The sequence below is a fragment of the Pseudomonas sp. YJ42 genome (assembly GCF_047225135.1).
Classification (GTDB): Bacteria; Pseudomonadota; Gammaproteobacteria; order Pseudomonadales; family Pseudomonadaceae; genus Stutzerimonas; species Stutzerimonas stutzeri_E.
Genome location: NZ_CP178378.1, coordinates 1,942,707 through 1,962,546, shown reverse-complemented (window position 1 = coordinate 1,962,546; position 19,840 = coordinate 1,942,707). Strand labels below are relative to the sequence as shown.

The window sequence follows — 19,840 nt, the reverse complement described above, 5'->3', positions numbered from 1 at the left end:
TTTAGAGGCATTTCCCTGGCTTATACTGGCTGTCCAGGTCGCTGGTGCAGCCCCACAAGCCCTCCGCCGTGCGGGTGAGGGAGATAATTTTTCCGTTGAACCGCCCTGGCATGCCGTTCTGGGTGGTGCAGGTGATTGATCCCGGTGCCGCGGCAATGAGAGTTACTGTGCAGTAGCTGGTGCTCGCGCCGATGCCGATAAAGCCCGGCAGACTGGAAACAAGTGAAGGGGTATGGCCTTCGCTGATGGCCTGCTCGAAGGCGGCCTTTGCTGGAGTGATTTCGGCCAGGGCGGCAGCGGCTGTCGAACGCACGGTGTGGTTCTGATAGGCGGGAAACGCGATGGCCGCAAGAATTCCGATAATAGCTATCACGATCATCAACTCAATCAGAGAAAAGCCGCGGCACGACATTTTCACAAACCTCATATTTTCTCCAAGTAAAAAGCAGACGAAAAAAAAGAGCGGTCAAAGCCGCTCTTTTTTCTTAGGCTCGATTAGGAACACTTGCCTGGCTTGTATTTGGCGTCAAGGGTACTGGCGCAGCTCCACTCGCCGTCAGCGGTACGATTAAGCGTAATTGTTTTGGTATCAAACTTGCCAGCATTGCCGCCTTTGGCAGTACACTGGATGTGACCATCCGCAGCAGTATCCAGCGCTACGGTACAGTAAGAAGTCGAGCTGGTGATACCAATGTAGCCTTCGTCAGTAGAAGTAAGCGACGGAGTTTTACCCTCGTTGATCGCCTGCTCAAAGCCGATCTTGCCGGGGGTGATTTCGGCCAGGGCAGCGGCGGCGTTGGAGCGTACGGTGTAGTCCTGATAGGCCGGCAGCGCAATTGCAGCCAGAATGCCGATGATCGCCACAACGATCATCAATTCAATCAGAGTAAAACCTTTTTGCATCTGAGCTTTCATGTGTATCTCCTTGAAATGGTCAGGCAGTTGAGCCTGCTATCCCTTCTGCAGCCGGCGTGCCAACTTTGTCAGCCCACGGCTTGCGTGGCTCTGCGACGCGATGTGAACCATGCACGCTGCCTGGATTCGCGCGCTTCTGACAAATTTCGTCACCTGTGACGACGCCGTTTGGCACGCCTGGCTATCTGCGTTATAAGGCGGGCATTAATCCAGAAGAACCATGCCCATGACCGACAACGTTGCCCTTTCCGGCCTGGCGAAGCAGATGGTGCTAACCGGCCTGCTCGACAACAAGACTGCGCAACAAGCGCAACAGCAAGCGGCACGCAGCAAGCTGTCGCTGGTGACCTATGTCGTGCAGAACAAACTCGCCAATGGCCGGGCGGTAGCTGAACTGGCAGCTGAACAGTTTGGTGTCGCATATATGGATCTCAACGCGCTGGATAAGGAAAGCCAGCTAAAAGACGTGGTTTCTGAAAAGCTGGCGCGCCAACATCGCGTATTGCCGCTGCTAAAGCGTGGGCACAAGCTGTTCGTGGCTGTATCGGATCCGACTAACCAGCAGGCTGTAACGGATATTCAGTTCAGTACCGGGCTTACGGCCGAGGCAATCTTGGTCGAGGATGACAAGCTTGGGCAGGCCATCGACAAATTTTTCGAGAGCTCGACTTCCGGGCTAGAGGATCTGGGAGATGTAGATCTGGACGGCGTTGACGTCCAGACCGTATCGGATGATGGCGCAAACGACGATACGATCGAGGCTGCCGATGATGCGCCCGTCGTGCGCTTCGTCAACAAGATGCTGCTCGACGCTATTCGAGGCGGCTCATCCGACCTGCACTTCGAGCCTTATGAAAAGGCTTTTCGGGTACGGCTCCGTACGGATGGCATTCTTCACGAAGTGGCCCGCCCTCCGATTCAGCTGGCGCCGCGTATATCGGCGCGCTTGAAGGTCATGGCTGGCCTCGATATATCCGAGCGGCGTAAACCGCAGGACGGCCGGATCAAGATGAAGCTGTCCAAGACCAAGGCCATCGACTTCCGCGTCAACACATTGCCGACCCTCTGGGGTGAGAAGATAGTCATGCGGATTCTCGATCCGTCTAGTGCACAAATGGGCATCGATGCGCTGGGTTATGAGGAGGATCAGAAAGAGCTGTATATGAATGCGCTCAAGCAACCACAGGGCATGATTCTGGTAACCGGGCCGACCGGATCGGGAAAGACCGTTTCGCTTTACACCGGCTTGAATATTCTTAACACGGTAGACGTGAATATCTCCACGGCGGAAGACCCTGTGGAGATCAACCTTGAGGGGATCAATCAGGTCAACGTCAATCCCCGTCAGGGCATGGACTTCTCGCAGGCGCTGCGTGCATTTCTGCGCCAGGACCCTGACATCATCATGGTGGGGGAGATCCGGGACTTGGAAACCGCCGAAATTGCCATCAAAGCCGCGCAGACCGGGCATATGGTGATGTCGACGCTGCACACCAACAGCGCAGCGGAAACGCTGACGCGGCTACGCAACATGGGCGTTGCGGCTTTCAATATCGCCACCTCGGTAAACCTGATTATCGCCCAGCGCCTTGCGCGCAAGCTCTGTAACAGCTGCAAGAAAGAAGTCGAGTTGCCGCGCGAGGCATTAATGGAGGAGGGCTTCCCTGCCGATAAGATCGGCACCTTCAAAGTTTACGGGCCGGTGGGTTGCGAAAACTGCAAGGGAGGATACAAAGGTCGTGTCGGTATTTATGAAGTGGTTAAAAACACGCCTGCCTTGGCCAGGATTATCATGGAGGACGGCAACTCCATCGACATTTCCACCCAGATGCGCAAAGACGGCTTCAACGATCTGCGAACCTCGGCCTTGGTCAAGGCCATGCAGGGCGTGACCAGCCTGGAAGAAGTCAACCGGGTGACCAAGGATTAACATGGCGCAGAAAGCGATAAAAACCAGTGTATTCGTCTGGGAAGGCACCAACAAACAGGGAGCGAAGATCAAGGGGGAGCTGAGCGGCGTGAGCCCCGCCTTGGTCAAAGCGCAACTGCGCAAGCAGGGTGTCAATCCTCAGAAGGTGCGTAAGAAGTCGGTGTCGTTCTTCAGCGCTGGCAAAAAAATCAAGCCGATGGACATCGCCTTGTTCACGCGTCAAATGGCGACAATGATGAAAGCCGGTGTTCCGCTGTTGCAATCGTTCGACATCATCGGGGAGGGTTTTGATAACCCGAACATGCGTAAGCTCGTGGACGATCTCAAGCAGGAAGTCGCCGCGGGTAACAGCTTTGCCACGGCACTGCGTAAGAAGCCCCAGTACTTCGATGATCTCTATTGCAACCTGGTCGATTCGGGCGAACAGTCAGGCTCATTGGATACTCTTTTGGACCGGGTCGCGACCTACAAGGAAAAAACCGAGGCGCTGAAAGCAAAGATTAAGAAGGCCATGAACTACCCCGTTGCGGTCGTGCTGGTGGCTATCATTGTTTCGGCGATCCTCTTGATCAAGGTTGTCCCGCAATTTCAAGATGTGTTCGCAAACTTCGGTGCGGAGCTGCCAGCGTTTACCTTGATGGTCATTGGGCTGTCAGAGATGCTGCAAGAGTGGTGGTATTTTCTGCTATTTGGCTTGTTTGGTGCTGCCTATGCCTTCAAGGCGGCGCACAGTAAATCTGAGCGGTTCCGAAACTGGTTCGATCGAGTTTTACTGAAGGTCCCGGTAGTCGGCGATATCCTGTACAAGTCGGCGGTAGCGCGCTTCGCTCGTACGTTGGCAACAACCTTTGCCGCCGGTGTGCCGTTGGTCGATGCACTGGATTCGGTCGCGGGTGCAACCGGTAACGTGGTTTTCCGCAACGCCACGATGAAGGTCAAGAGCGATGTTTCCAGCGGTATGCAGCTTAACTTCTCGATGCGTACGACCGGTACGTTTCCAAGTATGGCCATCCAGATGACGGCTATTGGCGAAGAGTCTGGCTCGCTGGATGAAATGCTGGCCAAGGTGGCAACATTTTACGAAGACGAAGTCGACAATATGGTTGATGGGCTAACAGCTCTAATGGAGCCGATGATCATGGCGGTTTTGGGTGTGCTAGTAGGTGGTTTGATCATCGCGATGTACCTGCCAATCTTCCAGTTGGGCTCTGTAGTTTAAGAATGAATGTCGTTGAATTCCTGGCCAGCAACCCGCTGGCCTTTGTTTTATGTGCACTGGTACTCGGCCTATTGGTCGGCAGTTTCCTCAACGTCGTCATACACCGCCTGCCGATCATGATGCAGCGGGATTGGCGCGCTCAGGCTCGAGAGTTTCTTGATTTACCTGCCGAGTCAGTCACGACGTTTAATCTGATCCTTCCAAATTCCCATTGCCCCCATTGCGATCACGAGATTCGTCCGTGGGAGAACATCCCGTTGGTGAGTTGGCTGGCGCTGCGCGGCAAATGCTCCTCGTGTAGGGCACCAATCAGTAGTCGCTACCCGCTTATCGAACTGCTCTGTGGGCTGTTGTCCGCCTATGTCGCCTGGCACTTCGGTTTTTCCTGGCAGGCTGGTGCGATGTTGCTGTTGACCTGGGGGTTGCTGGCGATGAGCATGATCGACGTCGATCACCAGCTGCTGCCTGATTCCATCGTGCTGCCGCTGCTTTGGATGGGGTTGATCGTCAATCAGTTCGGGCTGTTCGCTACGTTGCCTGACGCGCTTTGGGGGGCGATTGCCGGATATCTCAGTCTTTGGTCGGTGTACTGGCTGTTCAAACTGGTGACTGGCAAGGAGGGCATGGGCTACGGCGATTTCAAGCTACTGGCGATGCTGGGAGCGTGGGGCGGCTGGCAGGTTTTGCCGCTGACCATCCTACTGTCATCTGTAGTGGGCGCAGTGCTGGGTACCATCATGCTGCGCATGCAAAAGGCGGATAGTGGTACGGCCATTCCTTTTGGGCCCTACCTGGCGATCGCCGGCTGGATCGCCTTGCTTTGGGGGGATCAGATCACCTCGAGTTATCTGCAGTTCGCCAGGCTCTGAAAGGGGATATCCTACAAAACGAAATCAAGTCCCGCGCCCACTGCTTTTCGCGGGAGGCGCGTCCCGCGGCGCGCGGGTTTTCTGCCGGTGCGCAGTTCAGAGCTTCGCTCCGGGTCGGGCCTCCCACAATAAAGCCAAAGGCTTCGCCCCGGGGCGGGCCTCTAACAAGGAAGCCAAGAGCTTCTCCCCGAGGGCGGGCCCCCACCAGAAAGCCAAAGAGCTTCGCTCCGGGGCAAGTTCCCCACAAAGCCAGAAGCATCGCCCCGAGGTGGGCCGATGTTGGTCGCTGAATCGGGCGTGTGTGACCCTTGCGCTTGCATCCTCGCTTTTCAGGCGTTACTACTGCGCGTCGTTTTCCGGGTTTGGGCGGTACGTGATGAAGCCTTGGGTGCTTGGTTTAACGGGGGGCATTGGCAGCGGCAAGAGCGCTGTGGTGGACGAGTTCGGCAGGCTCGGCGTGCATTGGGTCGATGCCGATCAGGCTGCGCGCTGGGTCGTTGAGCCCGGCAGACCTGCGCTGAGGGAGATCGCCGGACGTTTTGGCGAGACCGTTCTGGCCGCTGATGGCAGTCTGGACCGGGCAGTGCTGCGCGAGCTGGTGTTCCGCGAGCCGGAACAACGCAAGTGGCTTGAGGCGCTACTGCATCCGCTGATTCGTCAGGAAGTCGCTGAGCATCTCGCGCGGGCCACCTCTCCTTACGCCATCATGGTCTCTCCGCTACTGGTGGAGTCCGGTCAGTATCGCCAGGTCGATCGCGTGCTGCTGGTCGACGTGCCTGAAGCATTGCAGTTGGAGCGTGCTGTCCGGCGTGATCAGTCCAGCGAGGCGCAGATTCGGGCCATTCTCAAGGTCCAAGCCAGTCGCGAAGAGCGCTTGCAGCACGCCGACGATGTGCTGGTCAACGATCGCGATATGGCGTGGTTAAGAAACGAGGTGGAGCGTCTGCATAATTTCTATCTGACGCTACGAGGAGGTCAGGAATGAGTAGTACGGTTGTCGAATGCCCGACTTGTGGCGCGCCGGTTGAGTGGAGCGTGAAAAGCCCGAGTCGGCCGTTCTGTTCGGAGCGCTGCAAATTGATCGATCTCGGCGCCTGGGCTTCGGAAGAGCATGCGATTCCAGGCAATGACCTTGAAGATGATTTGTTTTCCGAGGATAAGCCGCCGCGCCAACACTGAGCGAGGCGCCTGGCAGGGCGGGTTGCCATTCTGGCTGGTTGCAGTATCTGGTCAGCTCAAGCCTGTTTGTTGTTGTCGTCCTTCCAGGGCGCCTGCAAATAGCGGCTGCGATTGAACGTTTCCATCCAATCTGGATAGAACACGACCAGTGCGCTAACGACGGTTCCGTTGATGAACGCCTCGGGAAACATCACCAGCCAGATATAGCCTGCGAAGTCGTCCAACCAGGGTGGCATCGGATAGCGACCGTCAGCCAGCAGAACCCCCAGTCCGGCCAGTATGCAGAGAAGCGCCGCGAGGCCGGCTGCAAAGAATCCGGAAAAGAAGATGTAGACGAAGAGGTTGCGCGGCTGAGTGCGTTCGACTGCAATCGCACAGAGCTCTGTCACCGTAACCGGTATCAGCACGAGCAGTACGCCGTTCAGGCCGAGGGCTTCGAGCTGTTGGTGGCCGGTTATGGTCAGGCCAAGCTGGGCGACAAAAGCGGCCAGAATCGCCAGTGGCCAGTCTAGTAGCAGCGTAACAGCCGTCAATCCGATGAAATGGAAGGACAGCCCGGAGTCGAAGTCCCGGCGAACCAGCCAAAGCAGGAAGATCGCCAATATCGCGCCGAACAACAGATGCTGACGACGGCTGTCGCTGAACAGCTCCACCCAGGGTGCCCGCAAGCAGGCCAGGGCCAATCCGGCTCCATAGAGCAACCAGCCTAGCAGTAAGCTGGAGGAGGCGAGCAGTTCTGCGGCGATCATTTTCAAGTCTCCTCGCGGCGGGGTTGACTTCTGGCGGTCATGGTGGCGCCGCTGCGGGCGCTAATTCGACCTCCGCACTACATGCGAACGGTTGCTCCGGGGTTACTCAAGGGGCGGGGTTGGGTTGCTCGGTGTGAATAGCTTCTATGGCTTCGAGTATCTCGACTGGCAGTCGCAGCTCGATGCTGGCGATGTTGCTATCCAGTTGTTCGAGTGAAGTGGCGCCAATGATATTACTGGTAACGAAGGGCTGCTGGGTCACGTATGCCAAGGCCATCTGGGCCGGATCCAGGTTATGTTGCCGTGCCAGCGCTACATAGCGAGAGCAGGCCGTTTGCGCCTGGGGATTTAGGTAGCGTGCAAAGCGGCTGAACAGCGTGATTCGCGCGCCGGCCGGCCGCGCTCCTTGCTCGTATTTGCCACTGAGCATGCCGAAGGCTAGCGGTGAATACGCCAGCAGACCACACTGCTCGCGAATGGCGATTTCGGCCAGGCCGACCTCGAAGGATCGGTTGAGAAGGTTATAAGGATTCTGGATGGAAACGGCGCGCGGCCAGCCTCTGGATTCTGCAAGCTGCAAAAACTTCATGGTGCCCCATGGGGTTTCGTTCGAGAGCCCGATGTGGCGGATTTTTCCAGCCTTTACCTGCTCATCGAGCGCCTCAAGGGTTTCCTCGAACGGCGTAAAATCCTGCTCTTGGTGACGGTAGCCGAGCTGGCCGAAGAAGTTGGTGGTGCGTTCCGGCCAATGCAATTGATATAGGTCGATCCAGTCCGTCTGCAGGCGCTGCAGGCTCGCGTCCAGCGCTGCGACAATATGCTTGCGGTTCATTTTCAACTGGCCGTCACGGATGTGGCTGATACCGTTGCCAGGCCCGGCAATTTTGCTGGCCAGTATCCAGTCCGCACGGTTTCCACGGGCCTTAAAGTAGTTGCCGATGTAGCGCTCTGTAGTGGCGTAGGTCTCCGCGCGCGGTGGCACCGGATACATTTCGGCGGTATCGATGAAGTTGATGCCTGCGGCCTTGGCGCGATCAAGCTGCGCGAACGCCTGATCCTGATTATTTTGCTCGCCCCAGGTCATGCTGCCCAGGCACAGCGAGCTGACTTTCAATTCAGTGCGGCCGAGTTGGCGCCGTTCCATGCAATATCCTTCGTAAGTTGGGGTTGAGGATCGGATTGTGAGACAGGTCGAGAAGTTTCGTTTCGGCCATGCCTAGAGCCGAGCGTGGCGCTCGATTATGCCCTCGCGGCAGTGGAGGCGAAATCCTTGGACGATTCATCGTTCATCGTGCTTGCTATTTCGCTGGTAATCCGGATAATTCCGCAGCCTGTCGCCGGGGATGCCTAGCCCGCTGACGCAAAACCAAGGTAGGGGATGCCTAGCCTACCGAACACTGCCGTAGCGGACGCGCTGACCCGAGCCCCCGATAGCGTCTGTTTCCGGCTGTCCTGGCCTTGCCAGGGCGAGCACCATTCAGTAAGATTCGCCGTCTTATTTTCAGGGCGGCCCCTGAGGCTATAACGAATGAAGACTTTTACTGCTAAACCGGAAACCGTCAAGCGCGACTGGTTCGTCGTCGACGCTGCCGGCCAGACCCTGGGTCGTCTGGCAACCGAAATCGCTAGCCGCCTGCGTGGCAAGCACAAGGCGGAATACACCCCTCACGTCGATACCGGTGATTACATCGTCGTTATCAACGCCGAGCAAGTGCGTGTTACCGGTGCGAAGACCACCGACAAGATGTACTACTCTCACTCCGGTTTCCCGGGTGGCATCAAGTCGATCAACTTCGAGAAGCTGATCGCCAAGGCGCCAGAGCGTGTGATCGAGACCGCGGTCAAGGGCATGCTGCCTAAGAACCCGCTGGGTCGCGACATGTATCGTAAGCTGAAGGTGTACAAGGGTGCCAATCACCCGCATACCGCTCAGCAGCCCCAAGAACTGAAGATTTAACGGAATAGTTCATTATGTCGGCGACTCAAAACTACGGCACTGGCCGTCGCAAGACTGCAACCGCGCGCGTATTCCTGCGCCCGGGTACTGGCAAAATTTCCATCAACAACCGCGAGCTGGATAACTTCTTCGGGCGTGAAACCGCTCGCATGGTGGTTCGTCAGCCTCTGGAACTGACCGAGACTGTCGAGAAGTTCGATATCTATGTCACTGTTCTCGGTGGTGGAGTGAGCGGTCAGGCGGGTGCGATCCGTCACGGTATCACTCGTGCCCTGATGGAATATGACGAGACACTACGTCCTGCTCTGCGCAAGGCTGGCTTCGTTACTCGCGATGCTCGCGAAGTTGAACGTAAGAAGGTTGGTCTGCGTAAGGCGCGTAAGCGTCCGCAGTACTCGAAGCGCTAATCCCGCTTCACAAAAAAACGCCCAGCTTTATTCGAAGCTGGGCGTTTTTTTATGGGCTGGTTTTTATCCGTGCGACAGCGTGTCGCGTTTAGGAAGCCCCTGTTTTCGGGGCTTAGCGCTGGGGTGTATCCGGTTATTACCTTGTCATGCGAGGGGCTTTTCTTTACCATTTGGCGAATTTTTTCGCGGCTGTTTTACGTAGTAGACGCCTGCTTTCGGTAGGCCATAAGAAACTGATGGGAGACGACTGAATGAGCAATGACGGCGTGAATGCTGGCCGGCGTCGCTTCCTCGTAGCCGCTACTTCGGTAGTAGGAGCTGCAGGAGCGGTGGGTGCCGCGGTCCCGTTCGTGGGATCGTGGTTCCCGAGTGCCAAGGCCAAGGCAGCCGGTGCACCGGTTAAGGTAAATATCAGCAAGATCGAGCCAGGCCAGCAGATGGTTGCCGAGTGGCGTGGTCAGCCGGTGTTCATTGTGCGTCGTACCGAGGAGGCCCTGGCCAATCTGGACAAGCTCACCGATACGGTCGCTGATCCGAAGTCCGAAGCATCCGAGCAGCCGGCGTACGTGGATCCGGTGGTGCGCTCGATCAAGCCGGAGGTGCTAATTCTGGTTGGATTGTGCACGCATCTTGGTTGCTCTCCGTCCTTCCGTCCTGAAGTAGCGGCGCCCGATTTGGGTGCAGATTGGCTTGGGGGCTACTTCTGCCCTTGCCATGGTTCGAAATATGACATGGCTGGCCGCGTCTACAAGGGGCAACCTGCTCCCTTGAACCTGCCGGTTCCCCCTCATTCGTACGAGACCGACTCTTTGGTGGTCATCGGCGTGGATCAGGAGAACGCGTGATGAGCAAGTTCATGGAATGGGTCGATGCGCGCTTCCCCGCGACCAAGATGTGGGAAGACCATCTGAGCAAGTACTACGCACCGAAGAACTTCAACGTTCTGTACTTCTTTGGCTCGCTGGCCTTGTTGGTGCTAGTCAATCAGATCCTTACCGGTATCTGGCTGACAATGAGTTTCGAGCCCTCCGCTGAGGGGGCATTCGCTTCTGTCGAATACATCATGCGGGACGTCGAGTACGGCTGGATAATCCGCTATCTGCACTCCACTGGCGCTTCTGCGTTCTTCGTCGTCGTATATCTGCATATGTTCCGCGGCATTCTGTACGGCTCATATCAGAAACCTCGTGAGCTGGTGTGGATCTTCGGCATGATGATCTATCTGGCGTTGATGGCTGAAGCCTTTATGGGCTACTTACTGCCATGGGGGCAGATGTCGTACTGGGGCGCTCAGGTGATCATCTCCTTGTTCGGTGCGATACCGGTCATCGGTGGTGATCTAACCCAGTGGATTCGCGGTGATTACCTGATTTCAGGTATCACGTTGAACCGCTTCTTCGCGCTGCACGTCATCGCTCTGCCGATCGTCATTCTCGGTTTGGTCGTTCTGCATATCCTGGCTTTGCACGAAGTGGGTTCGAACAACCCGATGGGTGTCGACATCAAGAAGTCAAAGGACGAGGCTGGCGTACCGCTTGATGGTATCCCCTTCCATCCGTACTACACGGTGAAGGACATCGTGGGTGTAGTGGTGTTCCTCTTCGTCTTCTGCGCCATCGTGTTCTTTTTCCCGGAGATGGGCGGCTATTTCCTTGAGAAGCCGAACTTCGAAGTGGCGAACGCGTTTAAGACTCCTGAGCACATTGCGCCGGTTTGGTACTTCACGCCTTACTACGCAATCCTTCGGGCGGTGCCGGACAAGCTACTTGGCGTTATCGCCATGGGTGCTGCAATCGCTGTTCTGTTCGTGCTGCCTTGGTTGGACCGTAGCCCGGTCAAGTCCATGCGCTACAAGGGCTGGATGAGCAAGATCGCGCTAGTGTTGTTCTGTATTTCCTTCGTCATCCTTGGCGTGCTAGGTGTGCTTTCTCCTACGCCTGAGCGCACGTTGGTATCTCGGATCTGTACTGCTATCTACTTCGGTTACTTCATCCTGATGCCGTTCTACACCAAGCTCGAGAAGACCAAAGTAGTTCCGCAAAGGGTGGATGGCTGATGAAAAAGCAATTTGCTGCATTAATTCTTGCGCTGGTGCCAGCGTTCGGGTTCGCCGCTGGTGGTGGCGTACACCTGGATAAGGTCGACATCGACCTGACCGACAAGGTGGCCCTGCAAGATGGCCTGAAAACGTTCGCCAACTATTGCATGGGTTGTCACAGCGCCCAGTACCAGCGTTATGAGCGTGTGGCGACGGACTTGGGTATTCCAGAAGAAGTCATGCTCGATAACATCGTTTTCAGTGATGCCAAGATCGGCGATCACATGAAGATCGGCATGAAGCCGGAAGATGCCAAGACCTGGTTCGGGGCGGCCCCTCCAGATCTGACCCTGGTGGCGCGCGTGCGTGGAAACGACTGGTTGTACACATACCTGCGCAGCTTCTATGAGGATCCTACACGTCCTTATGGAGTGAACAACACCGTGTTCCCTAACGTAGGCATGCCGCATGTGCTGGCGCCGCTGCAGGGCCGTCAAGTGCTGCCGAGCAAGCTGCCGGAAGGTGAGTCGGTAGCATGTAAGCAGGTTCAGGTCGTCGAAGATGGACGCAAGCAATTCGATCCGCTGACCGGGACGCCGATCACGCATGAAGATTGTCATGCGATGACGATAGTGCCAGGCACTGGTGAGCTGACCGAGGCGGAGTACGACGAGAAGATCAAGAACCTGGTGACCTTCCTGGCCTACTCGGCCAATCCGGTCAAGCTGGAAAGCCAGCGCATCGGTACCTATGTGCTGCTGTTCCTGGCGTTCTTCTTCGTATTCGCCTACCTGCTGAAGCGTGAATACTGGAAAGACGTTCACTGATCCCACGCCGTTTTGCGGTACCCTGCGCGCGCCCTTATGGGCGCGTGCTTTTTTCTGCAGCGTCATAATTCCAATGAGGAGGGACCCAATGGCCGCTACCAATCGGTTGGCCTGTTATTCCGATCCCGCCGACCATTATTCGCACCGTGTGCGCTATGTCCTGGCCGAGAAGGGCGTCAGCGTCGAGATAATCGATGTCGACCCGGCGCGTTGTCCGGTCAGATTGACCGAGGTAAATCCCTACGCCAGCGTGCCGACGCTGGTGGATCGTGACCTGGCTCTGTATGAGCCAAGCGTGATCACCGAGTATTTGGAGGAGCGTTATCCGCACCCTCCGTTGCTTCCAGTGTATCCGGTGGCCAGGGCTAATACCCGGCTGCTGGTGCATAGGGTTCAGCGGGACTGGTGTGCGCTGGTTGATCGGATCGCTGATCGACGTACTCCCGATGCGGCGCGGATCCAGGCGCGTAAGGAGTTGCGCGAGAGTCTTACAGGTGTATCGCCTGTCTTCGCCGAAAAGGCGTTCTTCATGAGTGATGAGATCAGTTTGGTAGATTGCTGTCTGTTGCCTATTCTTTGGCGTTTGCCCAAACTCGGAATAGAGCTGCCGCGGCCGGCGAAACCGCTGCTCGATTACATGGAGACCAATTTTGCTCGCGAGGCCTTCCAGGTCAGTCTATCCGCCGTTGAGCGCGGCATGCGCTAAGAGGGGCTGTATATGACTTCAAGCCGTCCTTATCTGGTTCGGGCGCTGTATGAGTGGATCGTCGACAATGACTGCACGCCGCATTTGTTGGTCAATGTCGAGCATCCGAGCGTTAGGGTGCCCGATGGTTTTGCCAGTGATGGTCAGATTGTGCTGAACGTAGCGCCAAGCGCGGTCCGTCATCTGCAGATGGACAACCAATCGATCAGTTTCGAAGGTCGCTTCGGTGGGGTTCCCCACAGCCTGCATGTTCCATCTGCGGCTGTCATGGCGATCTATGCGCGGGAAAACGGGCAGGGAATGGTGTTTGAGATCGAGCCCACTCCGCCTGACGACGGTACGCCCGCTGACGACTCGCCCGCTGCTTCAAGTGAGGCATCGCCGCGTCCTGCTTCGGCAGGACGTCCAAGCCTGAAAGTCGTGAAGTAGCGGCGAGCCTCAATTCAGCCGGCAGGCGGTTCGTTGGTTCCGCTCTGGCTGGATTGAGGCCTTGAGGCTGCCTCTTAATCGATGTATTCAAACAGCTTAACAATGCGTTGCACGCCGGAAACGCCTTGCACCACGCTCGTGGCGCGATTGCCTTCCTGGCGGGTGACGAGACCCAGCAGATAGACGATACCGTTCTCGGTAATGACTTTGATGCGTGAGCCGGGGACGCTTGCGTCGGCGAGCATCTGCGTTTTGATTTTGGTGGTCAGCCAAGAATCATTGCTGCGAGCCAGGGCAGATGAGGGCTTGAGCACCTGAAGCTCGTTGTGTACACGTTTAACGCGCTGCACTGAGCTGGCGGCCTGTTCGGCCAGTTGCTTCAGCTCCTGACGCGGCGTCTGACCGGCCAACAGCACGACCCCGTTATAGCTGGCGACTATGATATGCGACGCCTGGCCCAGATCCGGATGGGCCTTGGCGATATTAACGGATGCTTTCGTTTCGATGAGGGAATCATCGATGGTGCTGCCTATGGTGCGGGTTCCCCGGTTGTCGTTGATGGGGTCATCGCGGGTGGCCGTGAGTACCGAGCTGCAGCCAGTGGCGGCCAGGCATAGTGCAAGCGTGAGCGCGTGCAGGTGAACCGGAATCATTCTTCGCTCCCGAACAGTTGATTGTCTATCAGATCGCATAGGCAATGGATGGTCAGTAGGTGGACTTCCTGTATGCGTGCGGTCACTTTCGCCGGGACGCGTATCTCGACGTCTTCAGGCAGTAGCAGTGAGGCCATGCCGCCGCCGTCACGGCCGGTGAGTGCGACCACAACCATCTCACGGTCATGAGCGGCCTGTATGGCTTGGATCACGTTGGCGGAGTTGCCACTGGTGGAGATCGCCAGCAGCACATCGCCAGGCTGACCCAGCGCCCGGATCTGCTTGGAAAAGACTTCGTTGTAGCTATAGTCATTGGCGATTGAGGTCAGCGTTGAGCTGTCTGTCGTCAGCGCGATCGCGGGTAGGCTTGGGCGCTCCCGCTCGAAACGGTTGAGCAACTCCGAAGAAAAATGCTGAGCGTCGCCGGCCGACCCGCCGTTGCCGCAGGTTAGGATCTTGCCTTCGCTGAGCAGCGTATTGACCATGACTTGTCCGGCCTGCTCGATGCTGGGCGCCAGCACCTCCATGGCGTTCTGCTTGGTCTCGATGCTGGCCTGGAAAAGCTGACGTATACGGGATTGCATATCCATCGGTGTTTAACCTTCAGGTAACGGGCTGGGCTGCTGGGCCGCGCCGTAGAAAATCTTGAGGACAGAGGAAGGTCGCCGAGCGCTGCGAAAGTGATCCTGGTCTAGCTATCGAACGCATTTCGGATCCAGTTGGGCTGTTCTGCGGTGCCGGTGGTCGCCTCTATGGCGACTACGTCAAAACGACAGGGGTGTCTCGCCCAGTGGCTCTCCTTTAGCAGGAATAGCTGAGCTGCCTTGATCAGCTTCTGCTGTTTGCGCAGGTCAACGCTTTGCAGCGCACCGCCCCATGCGGCATGGCGTCGGTAGCGAACCTCGACGAATACTACTGTATCGCCATCGAGCATGACCAGATCAAGCTCGCCGCTACGGCATGTCCAGTTTCTATGCAGCAGGCGCAGTCCATGAGTTTGTAGATGACGCTGCGCGAGATCCTCGGCGAGCTGTCCGCTGATCTGTTTGCTGGTCCTCAATCGGGCGTGTCCGCTAGCCGTTGGACCTGGCCGTCGTGGAATTCGGCCCATGGAAGGCGTCGCTCGATTCGCTGCTCGGGAGTGATGCTGAGCGTGCCGGACAGTCCGTCGAGTTGCGTCTCAGGCAATACCAGGAGCTGGTTCAGGCTCGGCGCCAGCAGATAGGCGTCGGCTCCCATGGCGTACAGCCTGCCTAGGCTGCCGCGGGCTTGCGGCCATTTGCGCTCGATTTCCTGGCGAAGAGGAAGTTGAGGGTTGAGCAGCCAGGGCGTTTCGGTGAATCGAATGCCTTCGAGATCGAGATATTGGGTGCGGTTGTCGGTGGCCGCGTGCAGGTGCGAAGTCGCATAGACGGGTAGGTCGCCAGCGTATTGGAATATTAACGTGGGCCTGACCTGCTGTGCTTGCTGCGGCGTTGCAGCGAGGAACAGGAAGTCAATGTCCTGACTACGTGATGGCTGCGACTCGTTGCCCTCTCTGCTGCGAACTTGCAGTAGGTCGGCTATCTGATTAGCCAATTCGATCGGCTCAGCGAGAGACTCTGCGGCGACGACTGTTCCACCCAGGTCCTGCCATTCTTGGCGAAAGGCTTGGAGCACTCTATTGCCCCAATCGCCGCGAGGCGTCAGGGCTACCGCGCGACGGTGCCCATCGGCCCAGGCTCGACGTGCCACTTCGCGCGCTTCGTCTTCCGCAGCCAGGCCGAACTGGAACAGCTGAGGTGGGGTCTTTTGGTCTGCATCGCTGTAGTTGAGGGCGAGGGTGGTTATCGGTAGCTGTTCGCGGTTGGCCAACTGACGGACCATATCCTTTTCCAGTGGGCCGATGACCAGCTCGACGCCAGAGGCCGCCGCCTGTTGGTAGAAATCATCCAGTGAGGAAAGGCGGGTGCTGTCGAACAGCTCGATTTTCAGGTCGTGCCGTGCCGCGAGGTGAGCGGCAAGAAATCCGTCACGTAACGCGCGCGCTACGCTGGCCAGAGGACCGTCCATGGGCAGTAGCAGTGCCACGTGCGAAAGGGGTTTGTCTGCCAGTTCTCGAAGCTTTACCAATGATTCCGGCAAGCGTCGCGCGGCTGGGTGGTTGGGGTTTTGCTGTATCCAGGCGTCGATCGCGCGTTGTTGCTGGCCAAGGGTGCCGGCCTGCTTCACCGTTGCTGCCAACGATAACCAGCCGGAAAGATCAGTGTCCGCGGTTGGCTGTAATTCATCGTCTGGCAGGCTCGATACGAGCGACCAGATCGCTTCATGATTCCGCTCGGCTGCTTCGCCGCTCAGTAGTGGTGCGATGAAGCTGCGCTCGCGTGCTGCATCGAGGGGCTGGTCATTGGCTTCGAGTGCTTGCGCGCGCGCCAGCTGGGTGCGCAATTGCTGTTCCACAGGCAGTTCTGCGAGGCGCTCGAAGGCTGGGTGTTGCAAGGCTTGGAGGGCGCGCTGTGGTTCGTTGCCGGCCAGTGCCAGTTCTGCTTCCAGGGTTTTGGCGAACATCTGCTGGGCCGGCTTCAATTGCTCGATAGCGACCTGCTCGAGTATCTGCCGAGCCTGTGCCTGGTTGCCCTGTCGCATGCTCTGGTCGGCAGCTGACAATCGCAATAAGGCGGCCTTGGCTGGGTCGCCGGCATCGGCCTCTTCCAGCATTTGTTGCGTTGATGCCTGCGGGGTCCGAGGCAGCTCGCCCAGCGTCGAAGACGGTGAGCTGGCACAGGCTGAGAGTAAGGCGGCAATGCATAAGAACAGAAGCGGGCGAAAGCGAGCCATCATGTAATAGATCCTAGAGGCGCTGGGCGAGTGTTCGTGGATTGTACCCAAGCACCGTCGGGGCTGCGATGTCATGGCGGCTAAACGGGCTACAATGCGCGTTTTCATAAATTGAGGTATGCCCTGTGACTGCGCCAGGTGATGTGAATTCCGCTGCAGGCACGCTCTATGTCGTCGCCACGCCAATCGGCAATCTTGAGGATGTCAGTGCACGGGCGCTGCGCGTGCTCGGCGAGGTGGGGCTGATCGCAGCAGAAGACACCCGTCACTCGGCCCGGCTATTGCAGCACTTCGGTATCACTACTCCGCTGGCAGCATGTCATGAGCACAATGAGCGGGACGAAGGCGGCCGCTTCATTAGGCGGCTTCTAGCAGGGGAGGACGTGGCGCTTATTTCCGATGCTGGCACGCCGTTGATATCCGATCCGGGCTACCACCTGGTCAGACAGGCACGCTCGGCAGGCATAAGAGTCGTTCCGCTACCTGGGGCCTGTGCGCTTATTACTGCGCTCTGCGCTGCAGGTTTGCCTTCCGATCGCTTCATCTTCGAGGGGTTTCTGCCTGCCAAGCAGGCCGCGCGTCAGGCGCGCCTGGAGCATTTGCGCGAGGAGTCGCGCACGTTGATCTTCTACGAAGCGCCGCATCGTATCCTTGACACGCTGGGCGACTTGGCGACGGTATTCGGGCCGGACCGTCCCGCTGTGTTGGGGCGGGAGTTGACCAAGACATTCGAGACCTTGAAGGGGCTGCCGCTGGGTGAGTTGCGTAATTGGGTGGAGTCCGACAGCAATCAGCAGCGCGGTGAATGCGTACTCGTGGTTGGAGGGTGGCAGGCGCCACAGGGCGACGATGCTATCGACGCAAACGCGCGCAGAGTGTTGCATTTGTTGCTGGCAGAGCTGCCCGTCAAGCGAGCGGCGGCTGTTGCTGCGGAGATAACGGGAGTCAGAAAGAACCTGCTGTACCAGCTTGCATTGCAAGACAAGAGCGCGAATGAAACGAAGTTGCCGTGACGGCAAGCAGGCCTTGGGTAGCTATCAGCTTGCAGGCGTGGGCGCGGCAAAGTACCCTGGCGGTCGGAGAGTCGATCGGACAGTCGCTGTCTCTTTTTGTTCAACGAAAAGGGAGGGAGGAAAGTCCGGGCTCCATAGGGCGAAGTGCCAGGTAACGCCTGGGAGGCGTGAGCCTACGGAAAGTGCCACAGAAAATAACCGCCTAAGCGCTTCGGCGCCGGTAAGGGTGAAAAGGTGCGGTAAGAGCGCACCGCACGGCTGGCAACAGTCCGTGGCTAGGTAAACCCCACTTGGAGCAAGACCAAATAGGGATCCATTGGCGTGGCCCGCGCTGGATCCGGGTAGGTTGCTAGAGGCAGTCAGTGATGGCTGTCGTAGAGGAATGACTGTCCTCGACAGAACCCGGCTTACAGATCGACTCTCCGACCCTTCCGCAATGCCCCCGTCTTTTTAGTCCAAAATATTCTTGCTCTTAACAAAGTACTTTAACTTTGTGATGCAGCCTTTTGGCTCGCTTGAATATGTCTTCTCTGTCTGCGCTCCGCGTTGCCGTTTATCTCCTATTTGCTCGCTAAATTACCGTCCCATAAGGGTTTTTCCCGTCAGGCTCACCTTGACGGTGGGGCTGCTGCGTTTCTATAGTGCGCAGAAGTGGCGGAAAGTGGAATGAAGTGGGTAATTATGGATATGAATAGCTAGTCAAGGGGAGCGCAGCCGTGTTTCGCGGAGCAAACGCCATCAGTCTCGATACCAAAGGGCGGCTAGCTATGCCCAGCCGGTATCGTGACGAGCTCGTTTCGCGCTGCGAAGGCCAGCTGATCATCACCATCGACGCCGTTGATCGCTGCCTCTGTATATATCCACTTCCAGAATGGGAGCAGATCGAAGCCAAACTCCGCGAACTTCCTTCGCTGCGAGAGGAAAGTCGGCGGTTGCAGCGTTTGCTGATCGGTAACGCGGTGGATCTGGAAATGGATGGCAGCGGCCGGGTGTTGGTGCCGCCGCGTTTGCGGGAATACGCGGGCTTGGACAAACGGGCCATGTTGGTTGGTCAGCTGAACAAGTTCAGCCTGTGGAACGAGGACGACTGGAACGCGCAAGCAGATGCGGACCTGGCGGCCATTAAACAACCCGGCGGCTTGCCGGAAGAATTGCGCGACTTAATCCTGTGAACCAGACCAGCAGCTATAACCATGTGACCGTGTTGCTCGACGAGGCCGTTGCGGCGCTCGCTGTGCGCGCGAATGGCCGCTATCTGGACGGTACCTTCGGGCGTGGAGGGCATAGCCGCCTGTTATTGCGGCAGCTTGGGCCTGATGGTTGTTTGCTGGGCTTTGACAAGGACCCGCTAGCAATCGCTACGGGGCAAGCACTGGCGGCCGAGGATGGCCGCTTTGTCGTTGTGCAAAGAAGTTTCGCCGAGCTCGGCGCCGAGGTTGCACAGCGTGGCTGGACCGGCACCATCAGCGGTGTACTGCTGGATCTCGGTGTGTCTTCACCGCAACTAGATGATCCCGAGCGCGGCTTCAGTTTTCTCAATGATGGTCCTTTGGACATGCGCATGGATCCCAGTCGCGGGATTAGCGCCGCCGAGTGGATCGCCACGGCCAGCGAGGACGATATCGCCCGGGTACTCAAGGAGTACGGCGAGGAGCGTTTCGCCAAACGCATGGCGCGTGCTGTGGTACAGCGTCGTGTCGAACGGCCCTTCGAGCGCACGGCCGATCTCGCTCAGGTGCTCACCGTCGCCAATCCTGCCTGGGAAAAAGGCAAGAACCCGGCGACTCGTGCATTCCAGGGTCTGCGCATTTTCATCAACAACGAGCTGGGCGATCTGGAGGCGGGGCTTGAGGCTGCGCTCGAGGCACTCGAAGTTGGCGGTCGGCTGGTCGTGATTAGCTTTCATTCGCTCGAAGACCGCATCGTTAAGCAATTCATGCGTCGTCATGCCAAGGGTGAGGCCGATAGCCTGCCGCGTGATTTGCCGATCATTCCCGAGAAATTCGTGCCACGCCTGAAGTTGCTGGGCAAGCCGCAATATGCGTCACCCGAAGAGGTCAAGGCCAATCCACGCTCACGCAGTGCCGTGATGCGCGTCGCGGAGAAGTTGCGGTGAACCAGCTCCGGCGCGC

Annotated in this window: 23 protein-coding genes and 1 other RNA gene; 16 read left to right on the top strand and 8 right to left on the bottom strand. The window is 57.6% G+C overall.

Going from position 1 to position 19,840, the window contains the following annotated elements; all coding sequences use genetic code 11:
* Position 1: 1 nt before the first annotated feature.
* On the bottom strand, positions 2–427 hold the full coding sequence (locus tag ACL0K2_RS08805; protein WP_413044244.1) for a pilin: 426 nt from the start codon (positions 425–427) through the stop codon (positions 2–4).
* A 68-nt stretch (positions 428–495) separates the two neighbouring features.
* On the bottom strand, positions 496–915 hold the full coding sequence (locus ACL0K2_RS08800) for a pilin (protein WP_255983138.1): 420 nt from the start codon (positions 913–915) through the stop codon (positions 496–498).
* Positions 916–1,141: 226 nt separating this feature from the next.
* Here ACL0K2_RS08800 and pilB point away from each other — a divergent pair, with 226 nt between their 5' ends.
* The 5 genes from pilB to yacG all read left to right on the top strand — a co-directional run bounded on the left by pilB (position 1,142) and on the right by yacG (position 6,112).
* Entirely contained in the window at positions 1,142–2,845 is a 1,704-nt protein-coding gene (pilB, locus tag ACL0K2_RS08795) for a type IV-A pilus assembly ATPase PilB (RefSeq protein WP_413044243.1), read from the top strand.
* Between the two features lies 1 nt (position 2,846).
* Positions 2,847–4,064, top strand: a complete 1,218-nt coding sequence (locus ACL0K2_RS08790) for a type II secretion system F family protein (RefSeq protein WP_413044242.1) — start codon at positions 2,847–2,849, stop codon at positions 4,062–4,064.
* A gap of 2 nt (positions 4,065–4,066) precedes the next feature.
* Positions 4,067–4,933 (top strand): prepilin peptidase, encoded by an 867-nt coding sequence (locus ACL0K2_RS08785; RefSeq protein WP_413044241.1) that lies wholly within the window; start codon positions 4,067–4,069, stop codon positions 4,931–4,933.
* A 376-nt stretch (positions 4,934–5,309) separates the two neighbouring features.
* A complete protein-coding gene (gene coaE, locus ACL0K2_RS08780; protein WP_045163482.1) occupies positions 5,310–5,918 on the top strand; it encodes a dephospho-CoA kinase in 609 nt (202 codons plus the stop codon).
* The gene (gene yacG, locus ACL0K2_RS08775) at positions 5,915–6,112 is read left to right on the top strand and encodes a DNA gyrase inhibitor YacG (protein ID WP_045163481.1); all 198 of its coding nucleotides are present in this window, start codon (positions 5,915–5,917) and stop codon (positions 6,110–6,112) included. The genes coaE and yacG overlap by 4 nt, the downstream gene beginning before the upstream one ends.
* Positions 6,113–6,168: 56 nt before the next feature.
* On the opposite strand, the gene ACL0K2_RS08770 is transcribed toward yacG, so the two are convergent.
* Together ACL0K2_RS08770 and ACL0K2_RS08765 are read right to left on the bottom strand one after the other, a co-directional pair.
* Positions 6,169–6,861: an energy-coupling factor ABC transporter permease gene (locus tag ACL0K2_RS08770; RefSeq protein WP_045163480.1), complete on the bottom strand. Its 693-nt coding sequence runs from the start codon at positions 6,859–6,861 to the stop codon at positions 6,169–6,171.
* Between the two features lie 106 nt (positions 6,862–6,967).
* The gene (locus ACL0K2_RS08765; protein ID WP_045163479.1) at positions 6,968–8,005 is read right to left on the bottom strand and encodes an NADP(H)-dependent aldo-keto reductase; all 1,038 of its coding nucleotides are present in this window, start codon (positions 8,003–8,005) and stop codon (positions 6,968–6,970) included.
* 384 nt (positions 8,006–8,389) lie between these two features.
* Between ACL0K2_RS08765 and rplM the strand changes: the two genes are divergently transcribed.
* The 7 genes from rplM (at position 8,390) to ACL0K2_RS08730 (ending at position 13,225) form a co-directional block, all read left to right on the top strand.
* Positions 8,390–8,818, top strand: a complete 429-nt coding sequence (rplM, locus tag ACL0K2_RS08760) for a 50S ribosomal protein L13 (protein ID WP_019342644.1) — start codon at positions 8,390–8,392, stop codon at positions 8,816–8,818.
* Between the two features lie 14 nt (positions 8,819–8,832).
* Entirely contained in the window at positions 8,833–9,225 is a 393-nt protein-coding gene (gene rpsI, locus ACL0K2_RS08755) for a 30S ribosomal protein S9 (RefSeq protein ID WP_021209313.1), read from the top strand.
* A gap of 251 nt (positions 9,226–9,476) precedes the next feature.
* A complete protein-coding gene (gene petA / locus ACL0K2_RS08750; RefSeq protein WP_045163478.1) occupies positions 9,477–10,070 on the top strand; it encodes a ubiquinol-cytochrome c reductase iron-sulfur subunit in 594 nt (197 codons plus the stop codon).
* On the top strand, positions 10,070–11,281 hold the full coding sequence (locus ACL0K2_RS08745; protein ID WP_045163477.1) for a cytochrome b: 1,212 nt from the start codon (positions 10,070–10,072) through the stop codon (positions 11,279–11,281). The genes petA and ACL0K2_RS08745 overlap by 1 nt, the downstream gene beginning before the upstream one ends.
* Complete coding sequence (locus ACL0K2_RS08740; RefSeq protein ID WP_045163476.1) at positions 11,281–12,090, top strand: cytochrome c1; 810 nt, start codon at positions 11,281–11,283, stop codon at positions 12,088–12,090. Before ACL0K2_RS08745 ends, ACL0K2_RS08740 begins: the two co-directional genes overlap by 1 nt.
* 88 nt (positions 12,091–12,178) lie before the next feature.
* Positions 12,179–12,796, top strand: a complete 618-nt coding sequence (locus ACL0K2_RS08735) for a glutathione S-transferase N-terminal domain-containing protein (protein WP_045163475.1) — start codon at positions 12,179–12,181, stop codon at positions 12,794–12,796.
* A 12-nt stretch (positions 12,797–12,808) separates the two neighbouring features.
* Entirely contained in the window at positions 12,809–13,225 is a 417-nt protein-coding gene (locus ACL0K2_RS08730) for a ClpXP protease specificity-enhancing factor (RefSeq protein ID WP_413044240.1), read from the top strand.
* A 74-nt stretch (positions 13,226–13,299) separates the two neighbouring features.
* On the opposite strand, the gene ACL0K2_RS08725 is transcribed toward ACL0K2_RS08730, so the two are convergent.
* From ACL0K2_RS08725 to ACL0K2_RS08710, 4 genes are all read right to left on the bottom strand, one after another.
* Entirely contained in the window at positions 13,300–13,878 is a 579-nt protein-coding gene (locus tag ACL0K2_RS08725) for a BON domain-containing protein (RefSeq protein WP_045163473.1), read from the bottom strand.
* Positions 13,875–14,468: a phosphoheptose isomerase gene (locus ACL0K2_RS08720; RefSeq protein WP_025242888.1), complete on the bottom strand. Its 594-nt coding sequence runs from the start codon at positions 14,466–14,468 to the stop codon at positions 13,875–13,877. The genes ACL0K2_RS08725 and ACL0K2_RS08720 overlap by 4 nt, the downstream gene beginning before the upstream one ends.
* 101 nt (positions 14,469–14,569) lie before the next feature.
* Entirely contained in the window at positions 14,570–14,989 is a 420-nt protein-coding gene (locus ACL0K2_RS08715; protein WP_080890653.1) for a YraN family protein, read from the bottom strand.
* The gene (locus ACL0K2_RS08710) at positions 14,935–16,698 is read right to left on the bottom strand and encodes a penicillin-binding protein activator (RefSeq protein WP_413044239.1); all 1,764 of its coding nucleotides are present in this window, start codon (positions 16,696–16,698) and stop codon (positions 14,935–14,937) included. Before ACL0K2_RS08710 ends, ACL0K2_RS08715 begins: the two co-directional genes overlap by 55 nt.
* 122 nt (positions 16,699–16,820) lie before the next feature.
* Here ACL0K2_RS08710 and rsmI point away from each other — a divergent pair, with 122 nt between their 5' ends.
* From rsmI to rsmH, 4 genes are all read left to right on the top strand, one after another.
* Entirely contained in the window at positions 16,821–17,708 is an 888-nt protein-coding gene (gene rsmI / locus ACL0K2_RS08705; RefSeq protein ID WP_045163471.1) for a 16S rRNA (cytidine(1402)-2'-O)-methyltransferase, read from the top strand.
* Positions 17,709–17,775: 67 nt separating this feature from the next.
* Positions 17,776–18,134: RNase P RNA component class A (gene rnpB, locus ACL0K2_RS08700), an RNA gene on the top strand.
* A gap of 290 nt (positions 18,135–18,424) precedes the next feature.
* The gene (mraZ, locus tag ACL0K2_RS08695; protein ID WP_045163470.1) at positions 18,425–18,880 is read left to right on the top strand and encodes a division/cell wall cluster transcriptional repressor MraZ; all 456 of its coding nucleotides are present in this window, start codon (positions 18,425–18,427) and stop codon (positions 18,878–18,880) included.
* The gene (gene rsmH, locus ACL0K2_RS08690) at positions 18,877–19,824 is read left to right on the top strand and encodes a 16S rRNA (cytosine(1402)-N(4))-methyltransferase RsmH (RefSeq protein ID WP_045163469.1); all 948 of its coding nucleotides are present in this window, start codon (positions 18,877–18,879) and stop codon (positions 19,822–19,824) included. The genes mraZ and rsmH overlap by 4 nt, the downstream gene beginning before the upstream one ends.
* Positions 19,825–19,840: the final 16 nt, after the last annotated feature.

Bases quoted from the DNA above. Each gene is read 5' to 3' on its own strand.
- ACL0K2_RS08805 (WP_413044244.1), bottom strand. From the start codon at position 427: ATGAGGTTTGTGAAAATGTCGTGCCGCGGCTTTTCTCTGATTGAGTTG.
- ACL0K2_RS08800 (WP_255983138.1), bottom strand. From the start codon at position 915: ATGAAAGCTCAGATGCAAAAAGGTTTTACTCTGATTGAATTGATGATC.
- pilB (WP_413044243.1), top strand. From the start codon at position 1,142: ATGACCGACAACGTTGCCCTTTCCGGCCTGGCGAAGCAGATGGTGCTA.
- ACL0K2_RS08790 (WP_413044242.1), top strand. From the start codon at position 2,847: ATGGCGCAGAAAGCGATAAAAACCAGTGTATTCGTCTGGGAAGGCACC.
- ACL0K2_RS08785 (WP_413044241.1), top strand. From the start codon at position 4,067: ATGAATGTCGTTGAATTCCTGGCCAGCAACCCGCTGGCCTTTGTTTTA.
- coaE (WP_045163482.1), top strand. From the start codon at position 5,310: ATGAAGCCTTGGGTGCTTGGTTTAACGGGGGGCATTGGCAGCGGCAAG.
- yacG (WP_045163481.1), top strand. From the start codon at position 5,915: ATGAGTAGTACGGTTGTCGAATGCCCGACTTGTGGCGCGCCGGTTGAG.
- ACL0K2_RS08770 (WP_045163480.1), bottom strand. From the start codon at position 6,861: ATGATCGCCGCAGAACTGCTCGCCTCCTCCAGCTTACTGCTAGGCTGG.
- ACL0K2_RS08765 (WP_045163479.1), bottom strand. From the start codon at position 8,005: ATGGAACGGCGCCAACTCGGCCGCACTGAATTGAAAGTCAGCTCGCTG.
- rplM (WP_019342644.1), top strand. From the start codon at position 8,390: ATGAAGACTTTTACTGCTAAACCGGAAACCGTCAAGCGCGACTGGTTC.
- rpsI (WP_021209313.1), top strand. From the start codon at position 8,833: ATGTCGGCGACTCAAAACTACGGCACTGGCCGTCGCAAGACTGCAACC.
- petA (WP_045163478.1), top strand. From the start codon at position 9,477: ATGAGCAATGACGGCGTGAATGCTGGCCGGCGTCGCTTCCTCGTAGCC.
- ACL0K2_RS08745 (WP_045163477.1), top strand. From the start codon at position 10,070: ATGAGCAAGTTCATGGAATGGGTCGATGCGCGCTTCCCCGCGACCAAG.
- ACL0K2_RS08740 (WP_045163476.1), top strand. From the start codon at position 11,281: ATGAAAAAGCAATTTGCTGCATTAATTCTTGCGCTGGTGCCAGCGTTC.
- ACL0K2_RS08735 (WP_045163475.1), top strand. From the start codon at position 12,179: ATGGCCGCTACCAATCGGTTGGCCTGTTATTCCGATCCCGCCGACCAT.
- ACL0K2_RS08730 (WP_413044240.1), top strand. From the start codon at position 12,809: ATGACTTCAAGCCGTCCTTATCTGGTTCGGGCGCTGTATGAGTGGATC.
- ACL0K2_RS08725 (WP_045163473.1), bottom strand. From the start codon at position 13,878: ATGATTCCGGTTCACCTGCACGCGCTCACGCTTGCACTATGCCTGGCC.
- ACL0K2_RS08720 (WP_025242888.1), bottom strand. From the start codon at position 14,468: ATGGATATGCAATCCCGTATACGTCAGCTTTTCCAGGCCAGCATCGAG.
- ACL0K2_RS08715 (WP_080890653.1), bottom strand. From the start codon at position 14,989: ATGGGCCGAATTCCACGACGGCCAGGTCCAACGGCTAGCGGACACGCC.
- ACL0K2_RS08710 (WP_413044239.1), bottom strand. From the start codon at position 16,698: ATGATGGCTCGCTTTCGCCCGCTTCTGTTCTTATGCATTGCCGCCTTA.